The 24888-nt window shown below is 74.0% G+C and carries 21 protein-coding genes; 6 read left to right on the top strand and 15 right to left on the bottom strand.

Going from position 1 to position 24888, the window contains the following annotated elements:
* Positions 1–106: 106 nt before the first annotated feature.
* Together ectA and ACZ7N4_RS35030 are read right to left on the bottom strand one after the other, a co-directional pair.
* Complete coding sequence (ectA, locus tag ACZ7N4_RS35035) at positions 107–625, bottom strand: diaminobutyrate acetyltransferase (protein WP_471367125.1); 519 nt, start codon at positions 623–625, stop codon at positions 107–109.
* Positions 626–928: 303 nt separating this feature from the next.
* Positions 929–2029: a pyridoxal-phosphate-dependent aminotransferase family protein gene (locus ACZ7N4_RS35030; protein ID WP_471367122.1), complete on the bottom strand. Its 1101-nt coding sequence runs from the start codon at positions 2027–2029 to the stop codon at positions 929–931.
* A 149-nt stretch (positions 2030–2178) separates the two neighbouring features.
* Between ACZ7N4_RS35030 and ACZ7N4_RS35025 the strand changes: the two genes are divergently transcribed.
* The 5 genes from ACZ7N4_RS35025 (at position 2179) to ACZ7N4_RS35005 (ending at position 6815) form a co-directional block, all read left to right on the top strand.
* Positions 2179–3027 (top strand): transporter substrate-binding domain-containing protein, encoded by an 849-nt coding sequence (locus ACZ7N4_RS35025; RefSeq protein WP_471367118.1) that lies wholly within the window; start codon positions 2179–2181, stop codon positions 3025–3027.
* Positions 3024–3860 (top strand): amino acid ABC transporter permease, encoded by an 837-nt coding sequence (locus tag ACZ7N4_RS35020; RefSeq protein ID WP_471367114.1) that lies wholly within the window; start codon positions 3024–3026, stop codon positions 3858–3860. The genes ACZ7N4_RS35025 and ACZ7N4_RS35020 overlap by 4 nt, the downstream gene beginning before the upstream one ends.
* A complete protein-coding gene (locus ACZ7N4_RS35015; protein ID WP_189307085.1) occupies positions 3857–4651 on the top strand; it encodes an amino acid ABC transporter ATP-binding protein in 795 nt (264 codons plus the stop codon). The genes ACZ7N4_RS35020 and ACZ7N4_RS35015 overlap by 4 nt, the downstream gene beginning before the upstream one ends.
* An 18-nt stretch (positions 4652–4669) precedes the next feature.
* On the top strand, positions 4670–5761 hold the full coding sequence (locus tag ACZ7N4_RS35010; protein WP_471367108.1) for an amidohydrolase family protein: 1092 nt from the start codon (positions 4670–4672) through the stop codon (positions 5759–5761).
* 145 nt (positions 5762–5906) lie between these two features.
* Positions 5907–6815, top strand: coding sequence for an SCO1860 family LAETG-anchored protein (locus ACZ7N4_RS35005; protein WP_471367106.1), 909 nt, complete (start codon positions 5907–5909; stop codon positions 6813–6815).
* A 30-nt stretch (positions 6816–6845) separates the two neighbouring features.
* Here the strand turns inward: ACZ7N4_RS35005 and cobC are convergent, their stop codons facing one another.
* Genes cobC through cobM form a run of 6 tightly spaced genes read right to left on the bottom strand, consistent with a single transcriptional unit; the run spans position 6846 to position 13181 of the window.
* Entirely contained in the window at positions 6846–7952 is a 1107-nt protein-coding gene (gene cobC / locus ACZ7N4_RS35000) for an Rv2231c family pyridoxal phosphate-dependent protein CobC (protein ID WP_471367103.1), read from the bottom strand.
* The gene (locus ACZ7N4_RS34995; RefSeq protein WP_471367099.1) at positions 7942–8859 is read right to left on the bottom strand and encodes a sirohydrochlorin chelatase; all 918 of its coding nucleotides are present in this window, start codon (positions 8857–8859) and stop codon (positions 7942–7944) included. The genes cobC and ACZ7N4_RS34995 overlap by 11 nt, the downstream gene beginning before the upstream one ends.
* Positions 8856–9446: a precorrin-8X methylmutase gene (locus ACZ7N4_RS34990; protein ID WP_471367097.1), complete on the bottom strand. Its 591-nt coding sequence runs from the start codon at positions 9444–9446 to the stop codon at positions 8856–8858. The genes ACZ7N4_RS34995 and ACZ7N4_RS34990 overlap by 4 nt, the downstream gene beginning before the upstream one ends.
* Complete coding sequence (gene cobJ / locus ACZ7N4_RS34985) at positions 9443–11134, bottom strand: precorrin-3B C(17)-methyltransferase (RefSeq protein WP_471367094.1); 1692 nt, start codon at positions 11132–11134, stop codon at positions 9443–9445. Before cobJ ends, ACZ7N4_RS34990 begins: the two co-directional genes overlap by 4 nt.
* Positions 11131–12366 (bottom strand): precorrin-6y C5,15-methyltransferase (decarboxylating) subunit CbiE, encoded by a 1236-nt coding sequence (gene cbiE / locus ACZ7N4_RS34980; protein WP_471367091.1) that lies wholly within the window; start codon positions 12364–12366, stop codon positions 11131–11133. The genes cobJ and cbiE overlap by 4 nt, the downstream gene beginning before the upstream one ends.
* A complete protein-coding gene (gene cobM / locus ACZ7N4_RS34975) occupies positions 12363–13181 on the bottom strand; it encodes a precorrin-4 C(11)-methyltransferase (RefSeq protein WP_471367088.1) in 819 nt (272 codons plus the stop codon). Before cobM ends, cbiE begins: the two co-directional genes overlap by 4 nt.
* 82 nt (positions 13182–13263) lie before the next feature.
* Between cobM and ACZ7N4_RS34970 the strand changes: the two genes are divergently transcribed.
* Positions 13264–13992, top strand: coding sequence for a ZIP family metal transporter (locus tag ACZ7N4_RS34970; RefSeq protein ID WP_471367085.1), 729 nt, complete (start codon positions 13264–13266; stop codon positions 13990–13992).
* A gap of 11 nt (positions 13993–14003) precedes the next feature.
* Here the strand turns inward: ACZ7N4_RS34970 and cobI are convergent, their stop codons facing one another.
* The 7 genes from cobI to ACZ7N4_RS34935 are packed head-to-tail and all read right to left on the bottom strand — an operon-like array spanning position 14004 to position 24791.
* Entirely contained in the window at positions 14004–14735 is a 732-nt protein-coding gene (cobI, locus tag ACZ7N4_RS34965; protein ID WP_471367080.1) for a precorrin-2 C(20)-methyltransferase, read from the bottom strand.
* Positions 14732–16081, bottom strand: coding sequence for a cobyrinate a,c-diamide synthase (locus tag ACZ7N4_RS34960; RefSeq protein ID WP_471367076.1), 1350 nt, complete (start codon positions 16079–16081; stop codon positions 14732–14734). Before ACZ7N4_RS34960 ends, cobI begins: the two co-directional genes overlap by 4 nt.
* Entirely contained in the window at positions 16075–16674 is a 600-nt protein-coding gene (gene cobO / locus ACZ7N4_RS34955) for a cob(I)yrinic acid a,c-diamide adenosyltransferase (RefSeq protein ID WP_189307060.1), read from the bottom strand. The genes ACZ7N4_RS34960 and cobO overlap by 7 nt, the downstream gene beginning before the upstream one ends.
* A complete protein-coding gene (locus tag ACZ7N4_RS34950) occupies positions 16674–18698 on the bottom strand; it encodes a putative cobaltochelatase (protein WP_471367070.1) in 2025 nt (674 codons plus the stop codon). The genes cobO and ACZ7N4_RS34950 overlap by 1 nt, the downstream gene beginning before the upstream one ends.
* Entirely contained in the window at positions 18695–22345 is a 3651-nt protein-coding gene (cobN, locus tag ACZ7N4_RS34945; protein ID WP_471367066.1) for a cobaltochelatase subunit CobN, read from the bottom strand. Before cobN ends, ACZ7N4_RS34950 begins: the two co-directional genes overlap by 4 nt.
* Positions 22342–23850: a cobyric acid synthase gene (locus ACZ7N4_RS34940; RefSeq protein ID WP_471367063.1), complete on the bottom strand. Its 1509-nt coding sequence runs from the start codon at positions 23848–23850 to the stop codon at positions 22342–22344. The genes cobN and ACZ7N4_RS34940 overlap by 4 nt, the downstream gene beginning before the upstream one ends.
* Positions 23847–24791: a cobalamin biosynthesis protein gene (locus tag ACZ7N4_RS34935; RefSeq protein ID WP_471367060.1), complete on the bottom strand. Its 945-nt coding sequence runs from the start codon at positions 24789–24791 to the stop codon at positions 23847–23849. The genes ACZ7N4_RS34940 and ACZ7N4_RS34935 overlap by 4 nt, the downstream gene beginning before the upstream one ends.
* Positions 24792–24888: the final 97 nt, after the last annotated feature.

The following is a 24888-nucleotide window of genomic DNA, read 5'->3' as shown; positions in this document are numbered from 1 at the left end:
CCCGGTCGAAGACCGTGGGCCAGCCACGGCAGTAGCTGCGCACCTCCGACTCCACGGTCTCGAAGACGCTCAGGTCGGGCTGGGTGATGGTCACGTGAATCGCTCCTCAGTGGGGGGTGGAGGCGGTCAGCGGGCCGATGCGGTAGAGGACTTCGGGGTCGTGGGGGCCGTCCGGGAACAGGTCGGCGGAGAACAGCAGCTCGCGGCTCACCCGTGCGCCGTGCCGCTCGGCGAACGCGGTGAACAGCCGCTCCGAGGCGGTGTTGCCGGGCGTGATCGTGGTCTCCAGCTCGGTGATCCCGCGTTCGGCGGTGAGCCGGGCGGCCAGCCCGTCCAGCAGCCTGGCGGCGATGCCACGGCCCCGGTGGGCGGGGTCGACGGCCACCTGCCAGACGAGCAGGGTCCGGGGCCGGTCCGGCCGCAGGTATCCGGTGACGAAGCCGACCGGCTCCCCGTCCGCTCCGCGCGCCACGGCCGAGGTGGCGGCGAAGTCCCGGCACCACAGCACATAGCTGTAGGACGAGTTCAGGTCGAGGGTTTTCGAGTCCTTGGCGAGACGCCAGAGCGCGGCACCGTCGGTCGGTGCCGGTTGTTCGATGAGCAGGTCTGCGGATGCGGCAGTCATGCGGCACGAATTTAGCGAGGCGAATTCGAAAATGCACGGGAGCGGTTCCCGGAGCTGCCGACCGCCTCGACGGATTGTCTGAAATGTCCCGTGTCAAATAAGGACAAAACGCCCTGGTTGTGGATTGTGTCACAGCCCGCAAACCGCCGGAAACCCGTCTGCAAAGTCCCCTGTTTAGCTCTGCAAAAAGAGGGCAGAAGAAGACGGGAAGCTATTGTCCGGCGAATTGGCGGGAATTGTGAAAGGGAATTGAATTCGCTGGGGAATCGTGGGGGATTCGAAGGGGAGGCCTCCCGGGGCCGGCTAGCGCCAGGCCTTCTCCACCGCCCGGCGGGCGGCGTTCGGGTCCACCGGCCGGCCCTGCTCCGCGAGCGCCGCGCCCAGCGCCGCCAGGCAGCTCTGCACCGCACCCGGGGCCGCGTCGGGGCCGTAGTGGTTGACGCGGATCATCTCCCGCGCCAGCGCGCCGCCGCCGGCGGCCAGCGGCAGCGTCGGATCCGTCGCCAGGGCGCGGGCCACCAGCTCCGAGGCCACCACCCCGGGCGGCACCCGCAGGGTCGTGGCGACCGGCGCCGCGTCCCGCTCCTCGTACACGTACGGCTCCAGACCCCCGCCCAGCGCCACCGCGCCGGCCCGCGACGCCAGCGCGGCGCGCCGGTGCCGGGCCATCACCGTCTCCAGGCCGTCCGACTCGATCCGCTCCAGGCAGGCCTCCAGCGCGAGCATCTCCAGCTGTGCCGGAGCGTGCGGCAGTGCCGTGCGGCCCGCGTCGATCCAGCGCTCCTTCCAGTCCAGCAGGGAGAGGTAGGAGCGGCGCGGGGCGTTCGGGTTGGCGGCCATCCGGGCCCACGCCCGCTCGCTCACCGAGATCGCCGACACCCCCGCCGGGCCGCCCATCGCCTTCTGCGCCCCGATCACGCACAGGTCCACGCCCCACGCGTCCGGCAGCACCGGCTCCGCGCCCACCGAGGCCACCGCGTCCAGGTAGAAGAGGGCGCCCTGCTCCCGGACCGCCTCGCCGATCTCCGCGACCGGGTTGGTGTTGCCGGTCGCCGCCTCGGCGTGCACCAGCGACACGAAGTCGATCTCCGGGTGCGCGGTGAACGCCTCCCGGACCTGCCCGGCGGTCACCGCCGTGTGGAACGGGACGGGGAGGTCGTACACCGTGGCGCCGGCGTCCCGCAGCCAGTCGCCGAAGGTCTGGCCGTACGGGCCGGTGATCACGTTCAGGGCCACGGTGCCCGGACCGGCCGCCGCGCGGATCGCGCCCTCCAGCGGCAGCAGCGCCTCGCCCTGGGTGATCAGGACGTCCTGCCGGGTGTCCAGCAGCCGGGCCACGCCGTCCTCGATGGCGGCGAAGCGCTCGGCAGTGAGCGGGGGCAGGTCGAGGAAGGGGTGGGTCACGGGGGTGCTCTCTTCGCTCTCGGGGGTAGGTCTGGGACGTCGACTCCACCGATCTTAGGTCGAAAGCCTTCGTCACCATGGGTTTGGTTTGAGAGACTCAAACCCTTCCTTATAATCGGAAGCCACCGTTCCCCACAGGAGATGTCCCCATGAAAACGCTCGCAGGGCGCCGGACCCGCCTTCTGGCCGCCACCACCGCGACCGCCGCACTCGCGCTCGCCGTGGCCGGCTGCTCCTCCAGCGACTCGGGGAGCGGCAAGACCACGGTCAAGGGCGTCCACCTGGCCAAGGCCGGTCAGCTCACCACCTGCACCCACCTGCCGTACCCGCCGTTCCAGTCGGAGATCGACGGCAAGGTGCAGGGCTTCGACGTCTCCCTGATCGACCTCGTGGCCAAGGACCTCGGCGTCAAGCAGCAGATCCTGGACACGCCCTTCGAGAACTTCAAGACCGGTGCCTTCCTGAACTCCGGGGAGTGCGACCTGGCCGCCGCCGGCATGACCATCACCGACGAGCGCAAGAAGAACGTCGACTTCTCCGACCCGTACTTCGAGGCCACCCAGGCCGTCCTGGTCGACAAGAGCAGCGGTGTCACCTCCCTCGCCGACGTCAAGGCCAAGGGCAGGAAGCTCGGCGCCCAGGCGCAGACCACCGGCGAGGACTACGTCAAGGGCAAGGGCTACGACCCGATCTCCTTCGAGTCCTCCGACGCCGTCCTCAACGGCCTGCGCACCGGCCAGGTCCAGGCCGTCGTCATCGACTACCCCGTGGTCCAGGGCTGGCTGAAGGACAAGGCCAACGCGGACAAGTTCAAGGTCGTCGACAACCTCAAGACCGGTGAGCAGTACGGCTTCACCGTCAAGAAGGGCAACAAGGCGCTGCTCGACGCCGTCAACAAGGCCCTCAAGACCGCCAAGGCCGACGGCACCTACAAGAAGATCTACGAGCAGTGGATCGGCCCGTACGACGCCTCCGTCGCCTCTCCCGCCGCCTCATGACCGATACGGACGTCACCACCCTCCAGCCGAAGAAAAAGGGACTGACCCGGCGCCAGAAGCGCAGCGTCTCGCGGGGCGTGCAGTACGCCGTCTTCGCCGCCGCCGTGATCGCCTTCGCGGCCACGGCGGACTGGGGCCGGCTGCGGAACCAGTTCGCCCAGGCGGACATCGCGCGGCAGATGTTCCCGGACGTCATCACGCTGGCGCTGAAGAACACCGTGCTCTACACGCTGTCCGGCTTCGTCGTCGGCCTCGTCCTCGGCATGGTCATCGCGCTGATGCGGCTGTCCTCCGTGGGCCCCTACCGCTGGCTGGCCGGCGTCTACATCGAGATCTTCCGCGGCCTGCCCGCCCTGCTGATCTTCATCTTCGTCGGTGTCGCCGTCCCGCTCGCCTTCCCGGGCACGGAGATCCCGGGCGGCACCTACGGCAAGGTCGCCCTCGCACTGGGCCTGGTCTCGGCCGCGTACATGGCGGAGACGATCCGCGCCGGCATCCAGGCGGTGCCCAAGGGACAGATGGAGGCGGCACGCTCGCTCGGCTTCTCGCCCGCGAAGGCCATGGTCTCCATCATCGTCCCGCAGGCCTTCCGGATCATCCTGCCGCCGCTCACCAACGAACTCGTCCTGCTCTTCAAGGACTCCTCGCTGGTGCTGTTCCTCGGCGTCACCCTGGAGGAGCGGGAACTGTCCAAGTTCGGCCGCGACCTCGCCAGCACCACCGCCAACTCCACGCCGATCCTGGTCGCGGGCCTGTGCTACCTGCTGGTCACCATCCCGCTCAGCTTCGTCGTCCGCCGTATGGAATCCAAGGCCCAGGAGGCGATCCGGTGAGCCGCCCGGAGATCGAGGTCCGCGGACTGCACAAGTCCTTCGGCGACAACGAGGTGCTGCGCGGCATCGACCTGGAGATCGGCCAGGGCGAGGTCGTCTGCGTCATCGGCCCGTCCGGCTCCGGCAAGTCGACGCTGCTGCGCTGCGTGAACCTGCTGGAGGAACCCAGCAAGGGACAGGTCTTCGTCGGCGGCACCGAGGTGACCGACCCCGACGTCGACATCGACGCCGTACGCCGCCGCATCGGCATGGTCTTCCAGCAGTTCAACCTCTTCCCGCACCTGGACGTCACCGGGAACCTCACCCTGCCCCAGCGCCGGGTCCTCGGCCGGGACAAGGAGACGGCCGCGCGCGTCGCCGCCGAGAACCTCGCCCGCGTCGGCCTCTCCGAGAAGGCGGACGCCTACCCGTCCTCCCTCTCCGGCGGCCAGCAGCAGCGCGTCGCCATCGCCCGCGCGCTCGCCATGGGCCCGGAGGTGATGCTCTTCGACGAGCCGACGTCCGCGCTCGACCCGGAGCTGGTCGGCGACGTCCTCGCCGTCATGCGCAGGCTCGCGCGGGAGGGCATGACGATGATGGTCGTCACCCACGAGATGACCTTCGCCCGGGAGGTCGCCGACCGGGTCGTCTTCATGGACGGCGGCGTGATCGTCGAGGACGGCAGCCCCGAGCGGGTGATCGGCGACCCGCAGCACGAGCGCACCCGGCACTTCCTGTCCCGCCTGCTCGACCCGGCGATGGCCGAGGTCGAGGAGGAGATCTCCGACCAGGTGGGGAAGTCCGAGCCGTAGGTCGTTAAGGTGCGGTGCATGAGCGATGGTGCCGTGCTGCACGTGAAGGGCCGGGTCCTGGCGGGGCCGGACGACGTCCGCGACGAGCTGTGGGTCGTCGGGGGCCGGATCTCCTACGACCGCCCCGCCGGCGCCCGTGACGTGCGGACCGTCACGGGCTGGGCGTTGCCCGGCCTGGTCGACGCGCACTGCCATGTCGGCCTCGACGCGCACGGCCCGGTCGACGCGGGGACCGCCGAGAAGCAGGCGCTCACCGACCGGGACGCGGGCACCCTGCTGATCCGCGACGCGGGCTCGCCCTCCGACACCCGCTGGATCGACGGCCGGGCCGACCTGCCGAAGATCATCCGGGCGGGCCGGCACATCGCCCGCACCCGCCGCTACATCCGCAACTACGCCTGGGAGGTCGAGCCGGAGGACCTGGTCGCCTACGTCCGCCAGGAGGCCCGGCGCGGCGACGGCTGGGTCAAGCTGGTCGGCGACTGGATCGACCGCGACCTCGGCGACCTGGCGCCCTGCTGGCCCCGCGAGGCGGTGGAGGCGGCCATCGCCGAGGCCCACCGGCTCGGCGCCCGGGTCACCGCCCACTGCTTCGCCGAGAACTCCCTGCGCGACCTGGTCGAGGCCGGGATCGACTGCATCGAGCACGCGACCGGCCTCACCGAGGACCTGATCCCGCTGTTCGCCGAGCGGGGTGTCGCGATCGTCCCGACCCTCGTCAACATCGCCACCTTCCCCCGGCTCGCCGACGGCGGCGACAAGAAGTTCCCGCGGTGGTCCGCCCACATGCGCCGGCTGCACGAACGGCGCTACGACACCGTCCGCGCCGCCCACGACGCCGGCATCCCGGTCTTCGTCGGCACGGACGCAGGCGGCTCACTGGCCCACGGGCTCGTCGCCGAGGAGGTCGCCGAGCTGGTCACCGCCGGCATCCCGCCGGTCGAGGCCCTCGCCGCCGGCAGCTGGGCCGCCCGCGCCTGGCTCGGCCGGCCCGGACTGGAGGAGGGCGCCCCGGCCGACCTCGTGGTGTACGAGGCCGATCCGCGGGCCGACGTACGGGTGCTCGCGGCGCCGCGGCGGGTGGTGCTGAACGGCCGGGTCGTCGAGTAGGTGTACGCCCGGCACGCCCCCCATTCGAATCGGCGAGCGAGGGATCCACGTTTGGGTGAAGTGACCCTGGATCGCTGACCGTTCACCCACAGTGGGGACAAGGTTGACGGGTCCCAAGCTTGTCCCGTCTGGGGGTCCCACCGCCTTGAACAGCAACAACTTCCGCATGCCCGCACGCCGTCTCGCCGCGCTCGCGACGGCGACGGCCCTCGCCTCGGCGCCCGTGCTCCTGGGGGGCGCGGGCGCCGCGCACGCGACCGACGCGCACGGTCGCGCCTCCGCCGTCGTGCTGCGCACCGGCCTCGACGTGTCCCTGCTCGCCAAGACCGTGCACGTCCCGCTCGCGGTCTCCCTCAACGAGGTGCAGGCCCCTCGGAGCGCCGACCGAACGGCGCTGTCCGCCCGGCTCGACGGCGTGAACGGCGGCCGGCCGTTCACCGTGCTCGGCGCGGACGTCGCCGAGGCGAAGGCCACGGTGACCGCGCGGCGCGCCGAGGGCTCGGTCCGCGTCGCCCACGCCAAACTGCACGTCCCCGGCCTGGCCCTGCTGTCCCTGATCGAGGCCGACGCCATCACCGCCAGGGCGACCTGCGAGGCCGGCAGGGCACCGGCGGCCTCCGCCAACGTCCTCGGCGCCGTCACCGTCCTCGGCAAGCGCGTCACCCTGACCGCCGGCGGCCCGACCGAGGTGAAGGTCCCCGGCGTCGGAGAGGTCCGCCTCGACCTCTCCCAGCGGCGCACCACGACCCGTACGGCCGCCGCGACCGCCCTCGAACTCAAAGTCGCCGTCAACCCGTTGAAGCTCAACGTGGCCGACGTGGAGGGCACGCTCACCCTGGCCAAGGCCACCTGCGAGTCGCCGATGGCCCCGCCCACCGGAAAGCCGGCCCCCGGCCACGACCCGGCCGCCCCCCGCCCCCAGGGCGGGACCAGCGAGGCCGGCCTCGCGGAGACGGGCGGCAGTCCGGCCACCCCGTACATCGCGGGCGGCGCACTCGCGTTGCTGCTGGCGGGCGGGGGAGCGGTGGCGTTGGCCCGCCGCCGGAAGAACTGACCGACCCCCGGCCGCTCCCCGCCCCACGGGTCACCCCGGGCGGGGAGCGGCCTTCCGGTCCGTTCCGGGGGTGCCGGCAAGGGCGGCCGACAGCGCGTCGAGGAAGCCGTTCGTCGTCGCCCGGTCCCGCACGGCGACCCGCACCCACTCCTCGCCGAGCCCCGGGAACGTGTCCCCCCGCCGCACCGCGTAGCCGAGGTCACGCAACCGGCGCCGTACCCCGACCGCCCCCGGCATCCGCACCAGCACGAACGGACCCCCCGCGGGCTGTGCCACCCGCACCCCGAAAGAGGCGAGAGAGGCCAGCCCGGCCACCAGATGCGCCCGGTCCGCCGCGATGCGATGCGCCGCGTGCCCCGCCTCCGCCAGCGCCCGCGGCGCCACACAGGCCCGCGCGGCCGCCAGCGCCGGCGTCGACACCGGCCACAGCGGCTGGGCCCGCTCCAACTCGGCGACGATCTCCGCGGCAGCCAGCACGTAGCCGATGCGCAGCCCGGCCAGCCCCCAGGTCTTGGTGAGGCTGCGCAGCACCACGAGACCCGGTACGTCGGTCCGCGCGGCCAGCGTCTGGCGCTCACCGGGCACCGCGTCCATGAACGCCTCGTCCACCACCAGCGTCCGGCCCGGACGGGCGAGCCGGACGATCGCCTCCGCCGGGTGCAGCACCGACGTCGGATTGGTGGGATTGCCGATCACCACCAGGTCGGCGCCCTCCGGCACGGCCGCCGGATCCAGCCGGAACCCCTCCTCCGCCCGCAGCAGCACCCGGTCCACACTGTGCCCGGCGTCCCGCAGCGCGGCCTCCGGCTCCGTGAACTGCGGATGCACCACGACCGGCCGGCGGACCTTCAGCGCGCGGGCGAGCAGCACGAACGCCTCCGCCGCCCCCGCCGTCAGCAGCACCCGCTCCACCGGCAGCCCGTGCCGCCGCGCCACCGCCGCCCGCGCGGCCCGCCCGTCCGGGTAGGCCGCGAGGGACGACAGCGAGCCGGCGATCTCCTCCCGCAGCCACCCGGGGGGCGTGTCCGCGCGGACGTTGACGGCGAGGTCGACCAACCCGGCCCCGTCGTCCCGCACTTCGGCGTCCCCGTGGTGCCGCAGATCGGGACCCGTCCCGCCGGACCGCTCAGTGCGCATGGCTGTGCGAGTGCCCGCCGTGGTGGTGATGCCCGTGCCCGTGGTGGTGGCCGTCGTCGTCCGGGTGGAAGTGCGGCTGCTGCGGCAGCCCCACCTTGTCCTCGAAGCCCGGCAGCGCGATCCGGTACACGCACGAGTCGCAGTTCATGCGCAGATCACCCTTGACGGCCTCCTCGTACCGCTCCATCACCAGGTCCAGCAGCTCCGGCTCCGGACCGATGACGTCCGCCGACCGCACGTCCAGGTCCGGGTGCGCCGCCGCCCACTCCCCGGTCTGCTGCCGCACCCGGTCCGGCAGGATGCCGGTGAACAGGAAGTAGGGGAGCACGACGATGGTCCGCGCCCCCAGCGCCGCGCACCGCTCCAGGCCGCTCGGCACGTCCGGAGCCGCGAGCGACACGAACGCCGTCTCCACCCCGCCGTACCCCCGGCCCTCCCACAGCAGCCGCGCCGCCTTGAACACCTCGGCGTTGGCGTCGGGGTCGGTCGAGCCGCGCCCGACCAGCAGCACCGTCACCTCCGAGCGGTCCGTGTCGCCCAGCACCTCGTCCAGCCGCCGCTCCAGCACGTTCAGCAGCGCCGGGTGCGGGCCCAGCGGGCGGCCGTAGGTGTACGAGATGCCCGGGTGCCGCTCCTTCTCGCGGGCCAGCGCCGCCGGGATGTCGCCCTTGGCGTGCCCTGCGGACACCAGCATCAGCGGCACCGCGGCGAACCGGCGTACGCCCTGCTCGACCAGCTCGGCTACGGCCTCGCCCAGCGGCGGCGGGGACAGTTCGATGAAGCCGCCGGCGACGGGCAGCCCGGGGTGGCGGCGGCCCAGCTCCCGGACGAAGTCGCGGAACGCCTCGGCGCCGGCGTCGTCACGGGTGCCGTGTCCGGCGATGAGCAGGGCGGGCGGGGTGGTCACGAGGTCTCCTCGGAGTGTGGAACGGGGTGGTACAGCAGGGCGTTGAGCGCGGCCGACGCGACCGCCGACCCGCCCTTCTCGGACACGTTGCTCACGGCGGGCAGCCCGCTCTCGCGCAGCGCGGCCTTGGACTCGACCGCGCCGACGAAGCCGACGGGCAGGCCGATGACGAGCGCCGGGGCGGCGTCCAGGGTCAGCAGCTCCTCCAGCGCGGTCGGCGCGTTGCCGATCACCCAGAGGGCGCCGGGACCGACCTGCTCGTAGGCGAGCCGGATCGCGTGCGCCGACCGGGTCAGACCCGGACCGGCCACGGCGTCCCTCAGCCGGCAGACGGTCTCCCGCCGGGTGATCCCGGCGGCCACCATCTCGACGTCCACGACCACCGGCGCCCCGGCGTGCAGCGCCGCGTGCGCCGTCTCCAGCTCGCCCTCGTCCATGACGAGGTCGTCGGCGTACTCCAGGTCGGCGGCGGAGTGGATGACCCGCTCCACCACCGCCCGCGTCAGCGGCGGGAAGTGCGAGGTGTCGAGGCGGGCGCGCAGCCGCCGGTAGGACTCCTGCTCGATCGGGTGGACGACGCGGTTCACTCCGCCCCCTCCCGCGACGCCTGCCAGCGGTAGCCGCGCGGTGTCACCATGCGCCCCGCGATCTCCCGGGTCGCCGTGTTGCCCACGGTCACGACCGTCATCATGTCGACCGTCGCCGGGTCCAGGGCGGCGAGCGTGGTGACCCGCGCGGACTCGTCCGGCCGGGAGGCGTTGCGGACGACGCCGACGGGTGTCGTCGCCTCCCGGTGCCCGGCGAGGATCGCGAGCGCCTTGGGCAGCTGCCAGTCCCGGCCCCGCGAGCGCGGGTTGTAGAAGGTGACGACGAGGTCCGCCTCGGCCGCCGCGCGCACCCGGCGCTCGATGACCTCCCACGGCGTGTGCAGGTCGGACAGGCTGATGGACACGTGGTCGTGGCCCAGCGGCGCCCCGAGAATCGCCCCGGCGGCCAGCGCGGCCGTCACCCCGGGCACCCCGACCACGTCGATGTCGTCGGAGGCCTCGGCGAGCGCCGGAGAGGCCATGGCGTACACACCCGCGTCCCCGCTGCCGATCAGCGCGACCGCCTGCCCCCTGCGGGCCTCCGCGACCGCCGTCCGGGCCCGCTCCTCCTCCGCGCCGAGCCCCGACTCCAGCACCCGGGTGCCGGGCCGCAGCAGGTCGCGGATCTGGTCCACGTACTGGTCGAGCCCCACCAGCACCGAGGCCCGCCGCAGCTCGGCCGCCGCCCGCGGGGTGAGCAGGTCCCGGGCACCCGGCCCGAGCCCGACCACCGCGAGCCGCCCGCGCCCGGGCCGCCGTACCACGGCACAGGTCGCCATCGCCGGCTGCGCCGCCGACTTCCGCTTGGGCACGAGGAGTTCACCGCCCCGGACCAGCGCGGCGGCCTCCGCCACGGACGGGGTGCCGACGGCCGCGAGCGGCGCGTCCGACGGGTTGGGCACCTCGACCGCCGCCAACTCCTCGGCGGAGTACGTCACCAGGGGTACCCCGAGCCGCTCGGCGGCGGCCACGACGCCCGGCTCCTCGGCCTTGGCGTCCACGGTGGCCAGCTCGGCGACCGACGCCGAAGACAGCCCCGCCTCCCGCAGCGCCCCCTCGACCAGCGCGAGGACCTCCTCGGCCGGCGCCCCCTTCGACGCGCCCACCCCGACCACCAGCGACGGCGGCCTGAGCAGCACCTCCCGCTCGCCCGCCGGGACGGCCCGGTCGGTGACCCGGATCCTGTACGACCCCTGCGCCGCGACCGGCAGCGGCGGCAGCGGCCACGCCACCTCCGCCTCCAGCGCCACCGGCTCGCCGTCCAGCAGCGCCCGGGACACCGCGGCGACCGAGCCCTCGTACGGCAGGCCCAGCGTGTCGAGCCCGGGCAGCCCCACCGCGTCCGTCGCGGTCGTCACCACCGGCTCGGCGCCGAGCACCTCGCCGACCTCACGGGCCAGCTCGTTGGCGCCGCCGCCGTGCCCGCCGAGCAGCGACACCGCGAACCGGCCGGCCTCGTCCACGCACACCACGCCCGGGTCGGCCGCCTTGCCGCCGAGCAGCGGCGCCAGCAGCCGTACCACCGCCCCCGTCGCCAGGAAGCACACCACCTGCTCGCACTCGGCGAACGCGGCCCGCACGGCCTCCCCGGCGGAACCCTCGTACACCCGCGTACGCTCCGGCCAGGCCGCGGCCAGCCGGTCCCGCGCCGCCGCCCCCGCCGCGGTGGCGGAAATCAGGCCGATCACTGGACTACTCCTTCACTAGGCGCCGGGGTTCTCACGCCCCACAGCAGAAACACAGGATTGGTGGCCGCCAGCCGGGTCACGTCCCCCGGCAGCGGCGCCAGCCGCGAGGCCTGCAACAGCACCCCGTCGCAGGCGAACCCGGCGCCGGTCAGCGCCGCGCGGGCCGCCGGCACCCGGTCCAGCGCGGCCATGGCCACGACGACCGTCCGCCGCGCCCGCCGGGCACACGCGGCCACCACGGCGGGCAGCTCCCGGCCCCCGCCGCCGACGAACACGGCGTCCGGATCACCGGCCAGGTCCTCCAGAACCCCGGGCGCCGAGCCGTGCACCACGTCCACGTCGACGCCGTGGGCGCGCGCGTTGGCCCGGATCCGCCCGACCCCGTCGGCCGCCTTCTCCACGGCGACGACGGCCGCGCCGAGCCGCGCGCACTCCACCGCGACCGAGCCCGAGCCGGCGCCCACGTCCCACACCAGGTCCCCCAGGCGCGGCCCCAGCCGGGCCAGGGCCAGCGCCCGCACCTCGGACTTGGTGATCATCGAATCCCGGTGGGCGAACGCGTCCTCCGCCAGCGCCCACCCGGCCGGCGCCCCGGGCACCCCGGCGACCGTCCGCACCGCACCGAGCGCCCGCGCCTCGTCCAGGCACAGCACCACGCTCACCGCCGTACCCCAGTCCCGGGCCGCCGCCTCCGCGGGCGTCACCCGCTCCACGCGCTCCCGCTCCGGGTCACCGAGGGCGCTCGCCACCACCAGCACCCGGTCCGGCGGCACCGCGGCCCCCAGCTCGGCGGGCCCGGCGCCCGGACCGGTCAGCACCGCCACCTTCGGCCGGGCCCGGCACACGTTCACCGCCGTCCGCAGCTCCCGGCCGTGCGCGCTGACCACGACCGCGTCGTCCCAGGGCAGCCCGATCCGGGCGAAGGCGGCGGCCACCGAGGACACCCCCGGCCGCACGTCCAGCAGCCCGGAACCGAACCGCTCGGCCAGCACCCGCACGATCCCGAAGAACCCCGGGTCCCCGGAGGCCAGCACGACCACCGGCAGCTCCTTGCCGACGTACTCGGCCACCGCGTCCAGGGCGGGCGCCAGCGGCCCGAGCACCACCCGCTCCGCCCCGTCCGGCAGCCGTACGGCGTCCAGATGCCGCCGCCCGCCGACCACCAGCGCGGCCCCGGCGAGGACGTCCGCGGGCACCGGCGCACCGGTCCCCGTGCCGACGACCGTGATCAACTCTTCGCCCTCTGCTCGCGCAGCGCCCGCCGCGCCTCGGGGTCGGCCTTGCGGAAGCCGTGGAAGTGACCCGGGTGGTACAGGTGCGAGCGCGTCCCGTGGGCGTCCAGCGCCGGGCCCACCAGGAACAGCGTGTGCTTCCAGAGCTTGTGCTCCTTGACCGTCTCCTCCAGCGTGCCGATCGTGCACTTCACGACCAGCTCCTCCGGCCAGGTCGCCTGGTACGCGACGACGACCGGCGTGTCCACGGGGTAGCCGCCCTCCAGCAGCTCCCGCACCAGCTGTCCGCTGCGCGCCGCCGACAGGAAGACCGCCATGGTGGTGCCGTGGCGGGCGAACTCGCGCACCTCCTCACCGGGCGGCATCGGCGTCTTGCCACCGCCCAGCCGGGTCAGCACCACCGACTGCGCGACCTCCGGGATCGTCAGCTCGCGCTGCGCCAGCGCGGCCACCGCGGAGAACGAGGAGACCCCGGGCACGACCTCGGTCGCGATGCCGATCTCCCGGCAGCGGTCCAGCTGCTCCTGCGTGCCGCCCCACAGCGCCGGGTCACCGGAGTGGATCCGGGCCACCCGCAGCCCCTCCTCGAACGCACGTCGGTACACCGCGACGACGTCCTCCAGCGACATCGTCGCCGAGTCCAGGACCTCGGCGTCCTCGCGCGCGTGGTCGAGGACCTCGGCCTGGACCAGGCTCGCGGCCCAGATCACGACGTCGGCCTCGGCGATGGCCCGCGCGGCACGGAACGTCAGCAGGTCGGCGGCGCCGGGGCCGGCACCGACGAAGGTCACCTTGCCGGTGGTGGCATCGGCCATGGGAATCGGTCCTCTCCTACGAGTACTGCGGTTGTGGCTGTCGGACGTGCGGGAACGCGACCGGATCCGATAGCAAGGGGCCATGGCGGTCTTCGTCGCGCTCGGCGCGTTCCTCATGACGCTGGCCGGCGGCTGGACGGCACAGCGCGTGACCGACCGCCGCCATCTGGTGCTGGGCCTGGCCGGCGGGCTGATGCTGGGCGTGGTCGGCCTCGACCTGCTGCCGGAGGCCCTCCGGGCGGCGGGCACCGAGGTCTACGGCGTCCCGGCCGCGCTCCTGCTGTTCGTGGCCGGTTTCCTCCTCGCCCATCTGGTGGAACGCCTGCTGGCGGGCCGCCGCGCCGCGCACGGCGCCGCCGAACACGATCACAGGGCCCCGGAGGTGGGTCTGACGGCGGCCGCGGCGATGGTGGGGCACAGTCTGATGGACGGCGTGGCGATCGGCGCGTCCTTCCAGGTGGGCGGCGGCATGGGCACCGCGGTGGCGCTCGCCGTCATCGCCCACGACTTCGCGGACGGCTTCAACACCTTCACCCTCACCAGCCTCTACGGCAACGACCGCCGCAAGGCCCTCGCCATGCTCCTCGCGGACGCCGTCGCCCCCGTCGCCGGAGCCGCCGCGTCCGCGTTCCTCACCGTCCCGGAGGGCCTCCTCGGCGGCTATCTCGGCCTCTTCGGCGGCGCCCTGCTCTACCTCGCCGCGGCCGAGATCCTCCCCGAGGCCCACCACGAGCACCCTGCCCGCTCCACCCTGCTGTGCACGGTCGCGGGCGCGGCGTTCATCTGGCTGGTGGTGGGGGTCACCGGCTGACCCGGGCGCGGTCACAGCTTCCCGCCCCGGCCGCCGTCGCGCCGCGGGGGCGCGATCAGCGTCGACAGGTACGGCAGGGCCGCCCCGTCCAGCTCGGCGGCCGGCCGCACCGACTCCTCCGGCAGCCCGAGCGCCGACCCCCACACGGCGTCCCCGATCCGCCCCGTCTCCCGCAGCGCCTGAGCCACCTCGGCGGCCTGCCGCCCGAACTTGTACGCCACGACCGTCCCCGGCCCGGCCAGCGCCTCCTTCAGCACCGCCGACCCGGCGGTCACCGGTACGAGGGTGAGCGGCTCGGTCCCCTCGGTCAGCACGGCACCCGAACGCGCCGCGAGATCCTGCATGGCGGTGATCCCGGGCACCGTCTCCACGGCGACACCCGGCACCAGCTCCGTGATGGTCTGCGCGAGATAGGTGAACGTCGAGTACACGTTGGGATCGCCGATGGTGGCGAAGGCGACCGTGCCGTGCTCCCGCAGCAGCCCGGCGACCCGCTCGCCCGCCGCGTCCCAGGCGGCCTCCCGCCGCGCCCGGTCCGTCCGCTCGTTCAGCGCGAACACCACCCGGACGATCTTGTCCCCGGGCACGTAGTGCGACACGGTCGCCTCGGCCCGCCCCCGCTCACCGGTGTCCATCACGGGTACGACGACGACATCGGCGGCCCGCAGCGCGTTGACCCCCTTGACGGTCACCAGCTCCGGATCCCCGGGACCGACCCCGACCCCGACCAGCCTGCTGCTCATGACGTCCGGCACCTCTCCACGAACCGACGGGCGACACCGGGCCGGGACGCCCAGTGCGTGTGCAGGTAACTCGCGTGCACGCCCTGCTGTACGAAACCTTCGACCCGCCGGACCGGGGCCCGCACACCCCAGGCGGGAGCGGCACCGGCACCCGGCTCGACGACGGTGCGATGGAACTCGTGCCCCCGCATCCGCGTCCCGGCCACCGCCAGCACACTGTCGCCGACGGCCACGGCGTCCCGGTAGCCGAGGGTCAGCCGATCGGACATCCGCGCGGTCGCGTCCAGCACCCCGCACATGGGCTGCCCGTCCAGCTCGCGGCAGAGGTAGAGCAGCCCGGCACACTCGGCGGCGACCGGCGCGCCGGAGCGGGCCAGTTCGGCGACGGCCCCGCGCAGGGACTCGTTGGCGGACAGCTCGGCGGCGTACACCTCCGGGAAGCCACCGCCGATCACCAGCCCGGCGGTTCCGTCGGGCAGTCGCTCGTCCCGGAGCGGATCGAAGACGACGACCTCGGCACCGGCGGCGGCGAGCAGCTCGGTGTGCTCGGCGTAGGAGAAGGTGAAGGCGGACCCGCCGGCGACGGCGACCACCTCACGCGTCGTCGCCGCGGTGACGGGCGGTTCCCAGGCGGCACACGACAGCGTTCCCGCACTCCGTGCCAGCCCGAGCAGGGCCTCCAGATCACATCCGCGCTCCACCTGCGCGGCCATTGCCGCCACCGCGTCGACGGCGTCGGACCGTCGCTCGGCCACCGGCACCAGCCCCAGATGCCGCGAGGGCGTGTCCACCTGCCCGGCCCGCCGCAAGGCGCCCAGCACCGGCACCCCGGACGAGTCCAGCGCCTCCCGCAGCAACTCCTCGTGCCGGTCCGAGGCGACCTTGTTCAGGATCACGCCCCCGACCCGCACCTCCGGGTCCCACGAAGCGAACCCGTGCACCAGCGCCGCCACGGACCGCGACTGCGAGGACGCGTCCACGACGAGCACGACCGGTGCCCCCAGCAGCTTGGCGACGTGCGCGGTGGACGCCAGCTCGCCCTCGCCGGCGGCCCCGTCGTACAGCCCCATCACACCCTCGACCACGGCCAGGTCGCACCCCCGCGCCCCGTGCAGGAACAGCGGAGCGACCAGCTCCGGCCCGCACAGGTACGCGTCCAGGTTGCGTCCGGTCCGCCCGGTCGCCAGGGCGTGGTACCCGGGGTCGATGTAGTCCGGCCCGACCTTGTGCGGGGACACGGCGAGCCCCCGCGCGGCGAACGCGGCCATCAGCCCCGTGGCGACGGTGGTCTTGCCGCTGCCCGAGGAGGGTGCGGCGACGACCAGCCGGGGTACGGAGGTCACCACTCGATGCCCTTCTGGCCCTTCTGCCCCACGTCCATGGGGTGCTTGACCTTGGACATGTCGGTGACGAGGTCGGCGAGGTCCACCAGCTTCTCCGGCGCGTTCCGCCCGGTGATCACCACGTGCTGGGTGCCGGGCCGGTTCCGCAGCACCTCCACGACCTCGTCGGTGTCGACCCAGCCCCAGTGCATCGGGTACGCGAACTCGTCCAGCACGTACAGCCGGTACGTCTCGGCGGCCAGGTCCCGCTTGACCTGCTCCCAGCCCTCGCGGGCCTTCTCCTCGTTGTCCATCTGGGCGTCACGCTGGACCCACGACCAGCCCTCGCCCATCTTGTGCCAGTCGACGGTCCCGCCCTCGCCGGAGGCGCCGAGCACCCGCAGCGCGTTCTCCTCGCCGACCTTCCACTTCGCCGACTTGACGAACTGGAACACCCCGATGGGCCACCCCTGGTTCCAGGCGCGCAGCGCGAGCCCGAACGCGGCGGTGGACTTGCCCTTGCCGACGCCCGTGTGCACGACGACCAGCGGACGGTTGCGACGCTGACGGGTCGTCAGACCGTCGTCCGGTACGACACTCGGCTGTCCCTGCGGCATTACGCGGCCCTCCTGCCCTGAATTCCCTTCACGAGCCCGGCGATCGAGTCCGCCCGCAGCTCGTCCAGCGTCACGGCCGTACCGCCCAGCTCACCCGCGAGCTTCCCGGCCAGCCCCAGCCGCACCGGCCCCGACTCGCAGTCCACGACCACCGAGGCGACCCCCTCGGCCGCGAACAGCCCGGCGGCCCGCGAGGCGAGCAGCAGCGGTTCCGGACCACCGGTGGCCCGCCCGTCCGTCACCACGACCACCAGAGGCCGCCGCGCCGGGTCCCGCAACCGCTCCACGCGCAGCACCTCGTGCGCCTTGAGCAGCCCGGCCGCGAGCGGCGTACGCCCGCCGGTCGGCAGCGTCTCCAGCCGTACGGCGGCGGCGTCGACGGACGACGTCGGCGGCAGCGCGACCTCGGCCGCCGCCCCCCGGAACGTCACGAGCCCCACCTTGTCCCGCCGCTGGTACGCGTCGAGCAGCAGCGACAGCACGGCTCCCTTGACGGCGCTCATCCGCTGCCGCGCGGCCATCGACCCGGAGGCGTCCACGACGAACAGCACGAGGTTCCCCTCGCGCCCCTCCCGGGTGGCCTGCCGCAGATCGTCCCGGCGCACGACCAGCCCCGGACCGGACCGCCCGCGCGAGCGCTGGTGCGGCGCGGCGGCCTGCACGGTCGCCGCCAGGTGCAGCTTGGTCAGCGCCCCCCGCGGCCGGCGGGCTCCCGTGGTCCGCCCGTGCTCGGTCCGGGCCCGGGACCGCCGCCCGGCCGCGCCCTCACCGATGCCGGGCACGCTCAGCACCCTGGTCCGGAACGGCTCGGCGGACCGTACGGCCGACTGCTCCTGCCCGCCGGACGCCTGCGGCTGCCCGCCCTCACCGGCATCCGGCCGGGCGGCGTCGCCCCCGTCGCCCTGCGGAGCGGGGTCGGGCTGCGGCCGGCCACCGCCGCCGCCGGGACCGTCCGGGTCGGGGTCCTCGTCGCCGTCCCCGCCGCCGCCGTCGTTCCCGCCGTCCCCGTCGTTCCCGGCGTACTGCTCCAGCGTCTCGTCCAGCTTGTCCTCGTCCAGACCCGGCGCGTCGAACGGGTTCCGCCGCCGCCGGTGCGGCAGCGCCAGCAGCGCCGCCTGCCGCACGTCCTCGGCGAGCACGTCGGTCCGCCCGGCCCACGCGGCCAGCGCGGTGGCGGTCCGCGCCATGACGATGTCGGCGCGCATCCCGTCCACCTCGAAGGCCGCACAGGTCGCCGCGATCTGCTTCAGCGCACCGTCGCCCAGCCGCACCGACGGCAGCAACGCCCGCGCGGCGGCGATCCGCTGTCGCACGGCGGCCTCCTCGTCGGCCCAGCGGGCGGCGAAGGCACCGGGGTCGTCGTCGTACGCCAGCCGGCGCCGGACGACCTCCACCCGCTGCTCCGGCTCACGCGAGGCCGCGACCTCCACGGTGAGCCCGAACCGGTCCAGCAACTGCGGCCGCAGCTCGCCCTCTTCCGGGTTCATGGTGCCGACGAGGAGGAACTTCGAGGCGTGCCGCACGGACACGCCCTCGCGCTCCACGTACGAGGCCCCCATCGCCGCCGCGTCCAGCAGCAGGTCCACCAGGTGGTCGTGGAGGAGGTTGACCTCGTCGACGTAGAGGATCCCGCGGTGCGCGTCGGCCAGCAGGCCCGGCTCGAAGGCCTTCACGCCCTCCGCGAGCGCCCGCTCGATGTCCAGCGCGCCGACCAGCCGGTCCTCGGAGGCGCCGACGGGCAGCTCGACCATCCGCGCGGGCCGCTCGGTGCCGTTGCCCGCCTCGTGCGGGCCGTCCGGGCACGAGGGATCGGGCGAGGCCGGGTCGCACGAGAACCGGCACCCGGGCACGACGGCGACCGCGGGCAGCAGCGCCGAGAGCGCCCGCACCGCCGTCGACTTGGCGGTGCCCTTCTCGCCGCGCACCAGCACACCGCCGACCGCCGGCGACACGGCGTTCAGCAGCAGCGCGAGCCGCAGGTCGTCCTGGCCGACGACGGCCGTAAACGGGAACGGGGTGGTCACTGGTCGCCCTCCAAGTCGCCTTCCAGCTCCAGGTAGGTGGCGCGCAGCCGCTCCAGCGTGTCCGCGTCCGGCTCCGCCCACAGCCCGCGGTCCGCCGCCTCCAGCAGGCGCTCGGTGATGCCGCGCAGCGCCCACGGGTTGGACTTCCGCATGAAGTCCCGGTTCTCCGGGTCGAAGACGTACTCCGCGCTCAGCTTCTCGTACATCCAGTCGTCGACCACGCCCGCCGTCGCGTCGTAGCCGAACAGGTAGTCCACGGTCGCCGCCATCTCGAAGGCGCCCTTGTAGCCGTGCCGGCGCATGGCCGCCATCCAGCGCGGGTTGACCACGCGGGCCCGGAACACCCGGTGGGTCTCCTCGCCCAGCGTCCGGGTCCTCACCTGATCCGGTACGGCCGAATCGCCCACGTACGCCTCCGGGTTGGCACCCGTCAGGTGCCGCACCATGGCGACCATGCCGCCGTGGTACTGGAAGTAGTCGTCGGCGTCGACCAGGTCGTGCTCCCGCGTGTCGACGTTCTTCGCCGCCACCGCGATCCGCTTGAACGCGGTCTCCATGTCCCCGCGCGCCGCCCGCCCGTCGAGCCCGCGCCCGTAGGCGTAGCCGCCCCAGACGGCGTACACCTCGGCCAGGTCGGCGTCGCTGCGCCAGTTCCGGGCGTCGATCAGCGGCAGCAGACCCGCGCCGTACGCCCCCGGCTTCGAGCCGAAGACGCGGGCCGTCGCGCGCCGCCGGTCACCGTGCTCGGCCGCGTCCTCGTCCACGTGCGCCCGCACGTAGTTGGACTCGGCCGGCTCGTCCAGCTCCGCCACCGCCCGTACCGCGTCGTCGATCAGCCCGACCACATGCGGGAACGCGTCCCGGAAGAAGCCGGAGATGCGGACCGTGACGTCGATGCGCGGGCGCCCCAGCTCCGCCAGGGGAACCACCTCGAAGCCCGTCACCCGCCGCGAGGCCTCGTCCCACACCGGGCGGCAGCCCAGCAGCGCGAGGATCTCGGCGATGTCGTCGCCCTGGGTGCGCATCGCGGACGTGCCCCAGACCGTCAGGCCCACGGACTTCGGGTACGCCCCGGTGTCCTGGAGGTAGCGTGCGACCAGGGAGTCCGCCAGCGACTGGCCGACCTCCCAGCTCAGCCGGGACGGAATGGCCTTGGGGTCGACCGAGTAGAAGTTCCGGCCCGTCGGGAGGACGTTGACCAGGCCGCGGGTCGGGGAACCCGACGGGCCCGCCGGGACGTAGCCGCCGTCCAGCGCCCGCAGGATGTGCCCGATCTCGTCCGTGGTCCGCGCCAGCCGCGGTACGACCTCCTCGCACGCGAACTCCAGCACGGCGACCGCCTCGGGGAGTTCCGCGCCGAGCGCGCCCCGCAGGACCGCCGGGACGACCGCGCGGTCCCACGCCCGCGCCTCCATCTCCTCCACGATCCGCCGGCACAGCCGCTCCAGCAGGTCGATCGCGTCGGACGCGGTCCGCGCGGGGCCCTCGACCAGGTCCGTCAGCTCCACCGGCACCTTCACCGGGGCACCCGGCTCGGCCAGCAGCTCCTTCTCCACCATCCCGAAGTGGGCCGCCAGCGAAGCCCGCAGACCGGGCAGCGCGTTCGCCCGCCCGCCCCACACCTGCGAGGCGCGCAGCACGGCCAGCACCAGGTTCACCCGTGGTTCGCCGGCCGGCCCGCCGCCGAGGATGTGGAGCCCGTCGCGGATCTGCACGTCCTTGATCTCGCACAGATAGCCGTCGATGTGCATGACGAACTCGTCGAACGCGTCGTCGTCCGGCTGCTCGTCCACGTGCAGGTCGTGGTGCAGCTCCGCCGCCTTCACCAGCGTCCAGATCTGGGCGCGGACGGCCGGGGCCTTCGCCGGGTCCAGGTCGGAGACGAGCGCGTACTCGTCCAGCAGCTGCTCCAGCTTGGCCAGGTCACCGTAGGTGTCGGCACGCGCCATCGGCGGCACCAGGTGGTCGACCACCGTGGCGTGCCCGCGCCGCTTGGCCTGGGTGCCCTCGCCGGGGTCGTTGACGATGAACGGGTAGACGAGCGGCAGGTCGCCGAGTACGGCGTCCGGGGCGCACCCGCCCGACAGGCCGAGGCCCTTGCCCGGCAGCCACTCCATCGTGCCGTGCTTGCCCATGTGCACGATCGCGTCCGCGCCGAAGGAGTTGTCCAGCCACCGGTACGCCGCCATGTAGTGGTGCGACGGCGGCATGTCCGGGTCGTGGTAGATCGCGATCGGGTTCTCGCCGAAGCCGCGCGGCGGCTGGATCATGACGACGACGTTCCCGAACCGGAGGCTGGCCAGCACGATGTCGTCGCCGTCCACGTAGAGGCTGCCCGGCGGCTCGCCCCACGCCTCGGTCATCGCGTCCCGCAACCCGGGGTCGAGCCTCTCGAACCACGCCCGGTAGTCGGCCAGCGGCACCCGCGCGGGCGCCGCGGCCAGCTGCTCCTCGGTCAGCCACTCGACGTCGTGGCCGCCGGCCGCGATGAGGCGGTGGATCAGCTCGTCCCCGCCGGACGGGTACTCGGTGAGCCCGTACCCGGCCTCCCGCAGCGCGTCCAGCACCCGTACCGCCGACGCGGGCGTGTCCAGACCGACCGCGTTGCCGACCCGGGAGTGCTTGGTCGGATACGCGGTGAAGACCAGGGCGACCTTCTTCTCGGCGTTCGGCTTGTGCCGCAGCCGGGCGTGCCTGACGGCGATCCCGGCCACGCGGGCGGCCCGCTCGGGGTCGGCGACGTACACCGGCACCTCGTCGGGTCCCTGCTCCTTGAAGGAGAACGGCACGGTGATCAGCCGGCCGTCGAACTCCGGGATCGCCACCTGCATCGCCGCGTCCATCGGGGACAGCGCCGCGTCGGACTCCTCCCACGCGGCCCGCGAGGAGGTGAGGCAGAGGCCTTGCAGCACGGGGACGTTCAGGTCGGCGAGCGCGCCGATGTCCCAGGACTCCTCGTCGCCGCCCGCCGATGCCTGCGAGGCGTGCGTGCCGCCGGCCGCGAGCACGGTGGCCACCAGCGCGTCGGCACGGCCCAGCAGCTCGTACAGCCCGGGGTCCGCGCCGCGCAGCGAACCGCAGTACACGGCGAGGGCGTTGGCGCCCTGCGCCTCGATCGCCTCGCACAGGGTGTCCACGAAGGCGGTGTTGCCGCTCAGTTCGTGCGCCCGGTAGAACAGCACGCCCACGGTCGGCCGGCCGTCGACGACGGTACGGTCGCCGTGGACGCCGAACTCCGGCATCTTCCGCGGCTCCTCGAAGCCCTCTCCGGTCAGCAGCACGGTGTCCGACAGGAACCGGGACAGCTCCTGCAGGTTCGCGGGGCCGCCCTCGACCAGGTACTTCAGCGCCTCCGCGACCACACCGGCCGGCACCGACGACTCCGCCATCAGCTCGGCGTCCGGCACGGTCTCACCGCCCAGCAGCACGGTCGGGATGCCGGACGCCTTCAGCGCGGCCAGCCCGTCCTCCCAGGCCCGCTTGCCGCCCAGCAGCCGGACGACGGCCAGGTCCGCGCCCTCGATCAGGCCCGGCAGCTCCCCGGCGACGTCGACCCGGGTGGGGTTGCCGATGCGGTAGCCGGCGCCGGAGGCCCGGGCCGCCAGCAGATCCGTGTCGGCGGTCGACAACAACAACACTGTGCTCATGCGGGCGCTCCCGGTGGAATGAAAGGCAGTCCTTGCGGCGCGCCCGACTCGATGAGCCGCCACAGCGCGTCCGTGTCCGCGTGCTGTTCGATGAGGTCGCCGAGCCGGTCGAGCTGCTCCTCGCGCAGCGCGGCGAAGGAGGTGTCCGGCGCGGGCACGAAGCGGCGGCCCGCGGCGGCGGCCACCTCGCGCAGGAAGGCCCGGCGGAAGCCGTCCGACTCCAGCGAGCCGTGCCAGTGCGTGCCCCAGGTCTGGCCGACCCGGCAGCCGTCGAGGAAGGGCTCGCCGCCCTCGACGGTGGCCACGCCGTGGTGGATCTCGTAGCCGTCGACCCGCTCGCCGAGGGCCTCGCCACGGGGCCGGGTGAGGGTCTTCTCGCGGGCGAAGCGCACCCGGACGGGCAGCACGCCGAGACCCGGGACGGCTCCGGCGCGGGACTCGACCTCGTCCTCGATGTGCTCGCCGAGGATCTGGAAGCCGCCGCAGACCCCCAGGACGGGACGCTGTTCGGCGGCCCGCCGTACCAGCGCGTCGGCGAGTCCGCGCTCCCGCAGCCACTCCAGCGCCCGTACGGTCCCGCGCGTGCCCGGGACCACCACGAGGTCGGCGTCCGCCAGCTCCTCCGGCCGGTCCACGAACCGCACCACGACGCCCGGTTCGGCGGCCAGGGCGTCCACGTCGGTGAAGTTGGACATCAGCGGGATCGCGCACACGGCGACCCGCAGCACGTCCTCGCCGACCGGGGGCGTGACGGTGGACTCCCGTACGGTGCCCCGCAGCGACACGCGCAGCCCGTCCTCCTCGTCGATGCCGAGCCCGTGCCGGAAGGGCAGCACACCGTACGTCCGCCGCCCCGTCAGGTCCCGGAGCATGTCCAGCCCGGGCTCCAGCAGGCCGACATCGCCCCGGAACTTGTTCACCAGGAACCCGGCGACCAGCTCCTGGTCCTCCGGTGAGAGCAGGGCGACGGTGCCGAAGAAGGACGCGAAGACGCCCCCGCGGTCGATGTCGCCGACGACGAGCACGGGCAGCCGCGCGTTGCGTGCGATGCCCATGTTGACGATGTCCGTCCGCCGGAGGTTGATCTCGGCCGGACTGCCCGCCCCCTCACAGATCACCGCGTCATACGTGCCCCGCAACTCGGCCAGGCAGTCCAGCACCGTGCCCAGCAGCCGTTGTTGGCGCCCGCCGTGGTACCCGCGTGCGCTCAGCTCGCCCACCGGCTTGCCGAGCAGCACCACCTGACTGCTCTGCTCGCCGCCGGGCTTGAGCAGCACCGGGTTCATCAGCGCGGTCGGCTCGACCCGGCAGGCCTGCGCCTGCATCGCCTGCGCCCGCCCGATCTCGGCGCCCTCGCGCGTGACGAACGAGTTCAGCGACATGTTCTGCGCCTTGAACGGCGCGACCTTCACCCCCTGGCGTACCAGCCAGCGGCAGATGCCGGCCGTCACGACGCTCTTGCCGGCGTCGGAGGTGGTGCCGGCGACGAGGAGACCACCGTTCACTTCCCGCGTCCTTTCAGCAGCCGGCGTGCGGTGAGCGTGCCGGCGAGGGCGAGCAGGCCGACGCGGCGGGAGAGCCGTACGGCCCGGTCGATGTCGGTGACCCGGACGGGCCGCCCGGCGGCTCCGTTGAGGACGGGCCGGTGCTCGACCCGGCCGCCGTAGGAGAGCGTCCCGCCCAGGCGTACGCCGAGGGCACCCGCGAAGGAGGCCTCCACGGGACCGGCGTTGGGGCTGGGGTGCCGGCGCGCGTCGGCCTTCCAGGCACGCAGGGCACCCAGCGGATCGGGTCCGGCCGCGGCGGCGAGCACGGCGGTCAGCCGGGCACCCGGCCAGCCGGCGACGTCGTCGAGGCGGGCGGAGGCCCAGCCGAAGCGCCGCAGACGGGGGGACTTGTGACCCACCATCGCGTCCAGGGTGTTGACCGCCCGGAACCCGAGGAGCCCCGGGACCCCCGCCACGGCACCCCAGACGAGGGCGCCGACGACGGCGTCCGAGGTGTTCTCGGCGACCGACTCGACCACGGCCCGGGCGACACCGTCGGCGTCCAGCGCCTGCGGGTCCCGGCCGCACAGGTGGGGCAGCCGCGCCCGGGCGGTCTCGATGTCCCCGGCCTCCAGGGCGCGTCCGATGGCGCGGGCCTCGCGGGCGAGCGAGGTGCCGCCGACGACGGCCCAGGTGGCGGCGGCGGTCAGCGCGACGGAGGCGGTGGGGGAGGGGCGTACAGCGCGTGCGGCGAGTGCGCCGAGCGCGACGGCGCCACCGGCGCACACGGTGGTGTGCAGGGCGCCCCAGCCGCGGTGGTCGTGCCACAAGGCGCCTTCCACGGCCCCGGCCGCCCGGCCGAACACGGCGACCGGATGCCCGCGACGGGGATCGCCGAGGAGCAGGTCACCGAGGACGCCGGCGGCGGCGCCGTACGCGTATGTGCGATCGGCACCCATCGGCTCAGCCGGCCGTGGGCACAGGAACGGGCCTGACAGCCCTGGTGCTGGTCCTCGATCGGCAGCCGAGCATGGCGATATGTGTCCTCACTCAGGG

It is taken from the genome of Streptomyces sp. NPDC107654, from assembly GCF_055639035.1.
The sequence above is the reverse complement of the archived record's forward strand: the minus strand, read 5'-3'. Positions and strand labels throughout refer to the sequence as shown.

Bases quoted from the DNA above. Each gene is read 5' to 3' on its own strand.
- ACZ7N4_RS35025 (WP_471367118.1), top strand. From the start codon at position 2,179: ATGAAAACGCTCGCAGGGCGCCGGACCCGCCTTCTGGCCGCCACCACC.
- cobI (WP_471367080.1), bottom strand. From the start codon at position 14,735: ATGAGCAGCAGGCTGGTCGGGGTCGGGGTCGGTCCCGGGGATCCGGAG.
- cobM (WP_471367088.1), bottom strand. From the start codon at position 13,181: ATGGCCGATGCCACCACCGGCAAGGTGACCTTCGTCGGTGCCGGCCCC.
- cobO (WP_189307060.1), bottom strand. From the start codon at position 16,674: ATGCCGCAGGGACAGCCGAGTGTCGTACCGGACGACGGTCTGACGACC.
- cobC (WP_471367103.1), bottom strand. From the start codon at position 7,952: ATGCGCACTGAGCGGTCCGGCGGGACGGGTCCCGATCTGCGGCACCAC.
- ACZ7N4_RS35020 (WP_471367114.1), top strand. From the start codon at position 3,024: ATGACCGATACGGACGTCACCACCCTCCAGCCGAAGAAAAAGGGACTG.
- cobN (WP_471367066.1), bottom strand. From the start codon at position 22,345: ATGAGCACAGTGTTGTTGTTGTCGACCGCCGACACGGATCTGCTGGCG.
- ACZ7N4_RS35010 (WP_471367108.1), top strand. From the start codon at position 4,670: ATGAGCGATGGTGCCGTGCTGCACGTGAAGGGCCGGGTCCTGGCGGGG.
- ACZ7N4_RS34970 (WP_471367085.1), top strand. From the start codon at position 13,264: ATGGCGGTCTTCGTCGCGCTCGGCGCGTTCCTCATGACGCTGGCCGGC.
- ectA (WP_471367125.1), bottom strand. From the start codon at position 625: ATGACTGCCGCATCCGCAGACCTGCTCATCGAACAACCGGCACCGACC.
- ACZ7N4_RS34935 (WP_471367060.1), bottom strand. From the start codon at position 24,791: ATGGGTGCCGATCGCACATACGCGTACGGCGCCGCCGCCGGCGTCCTC.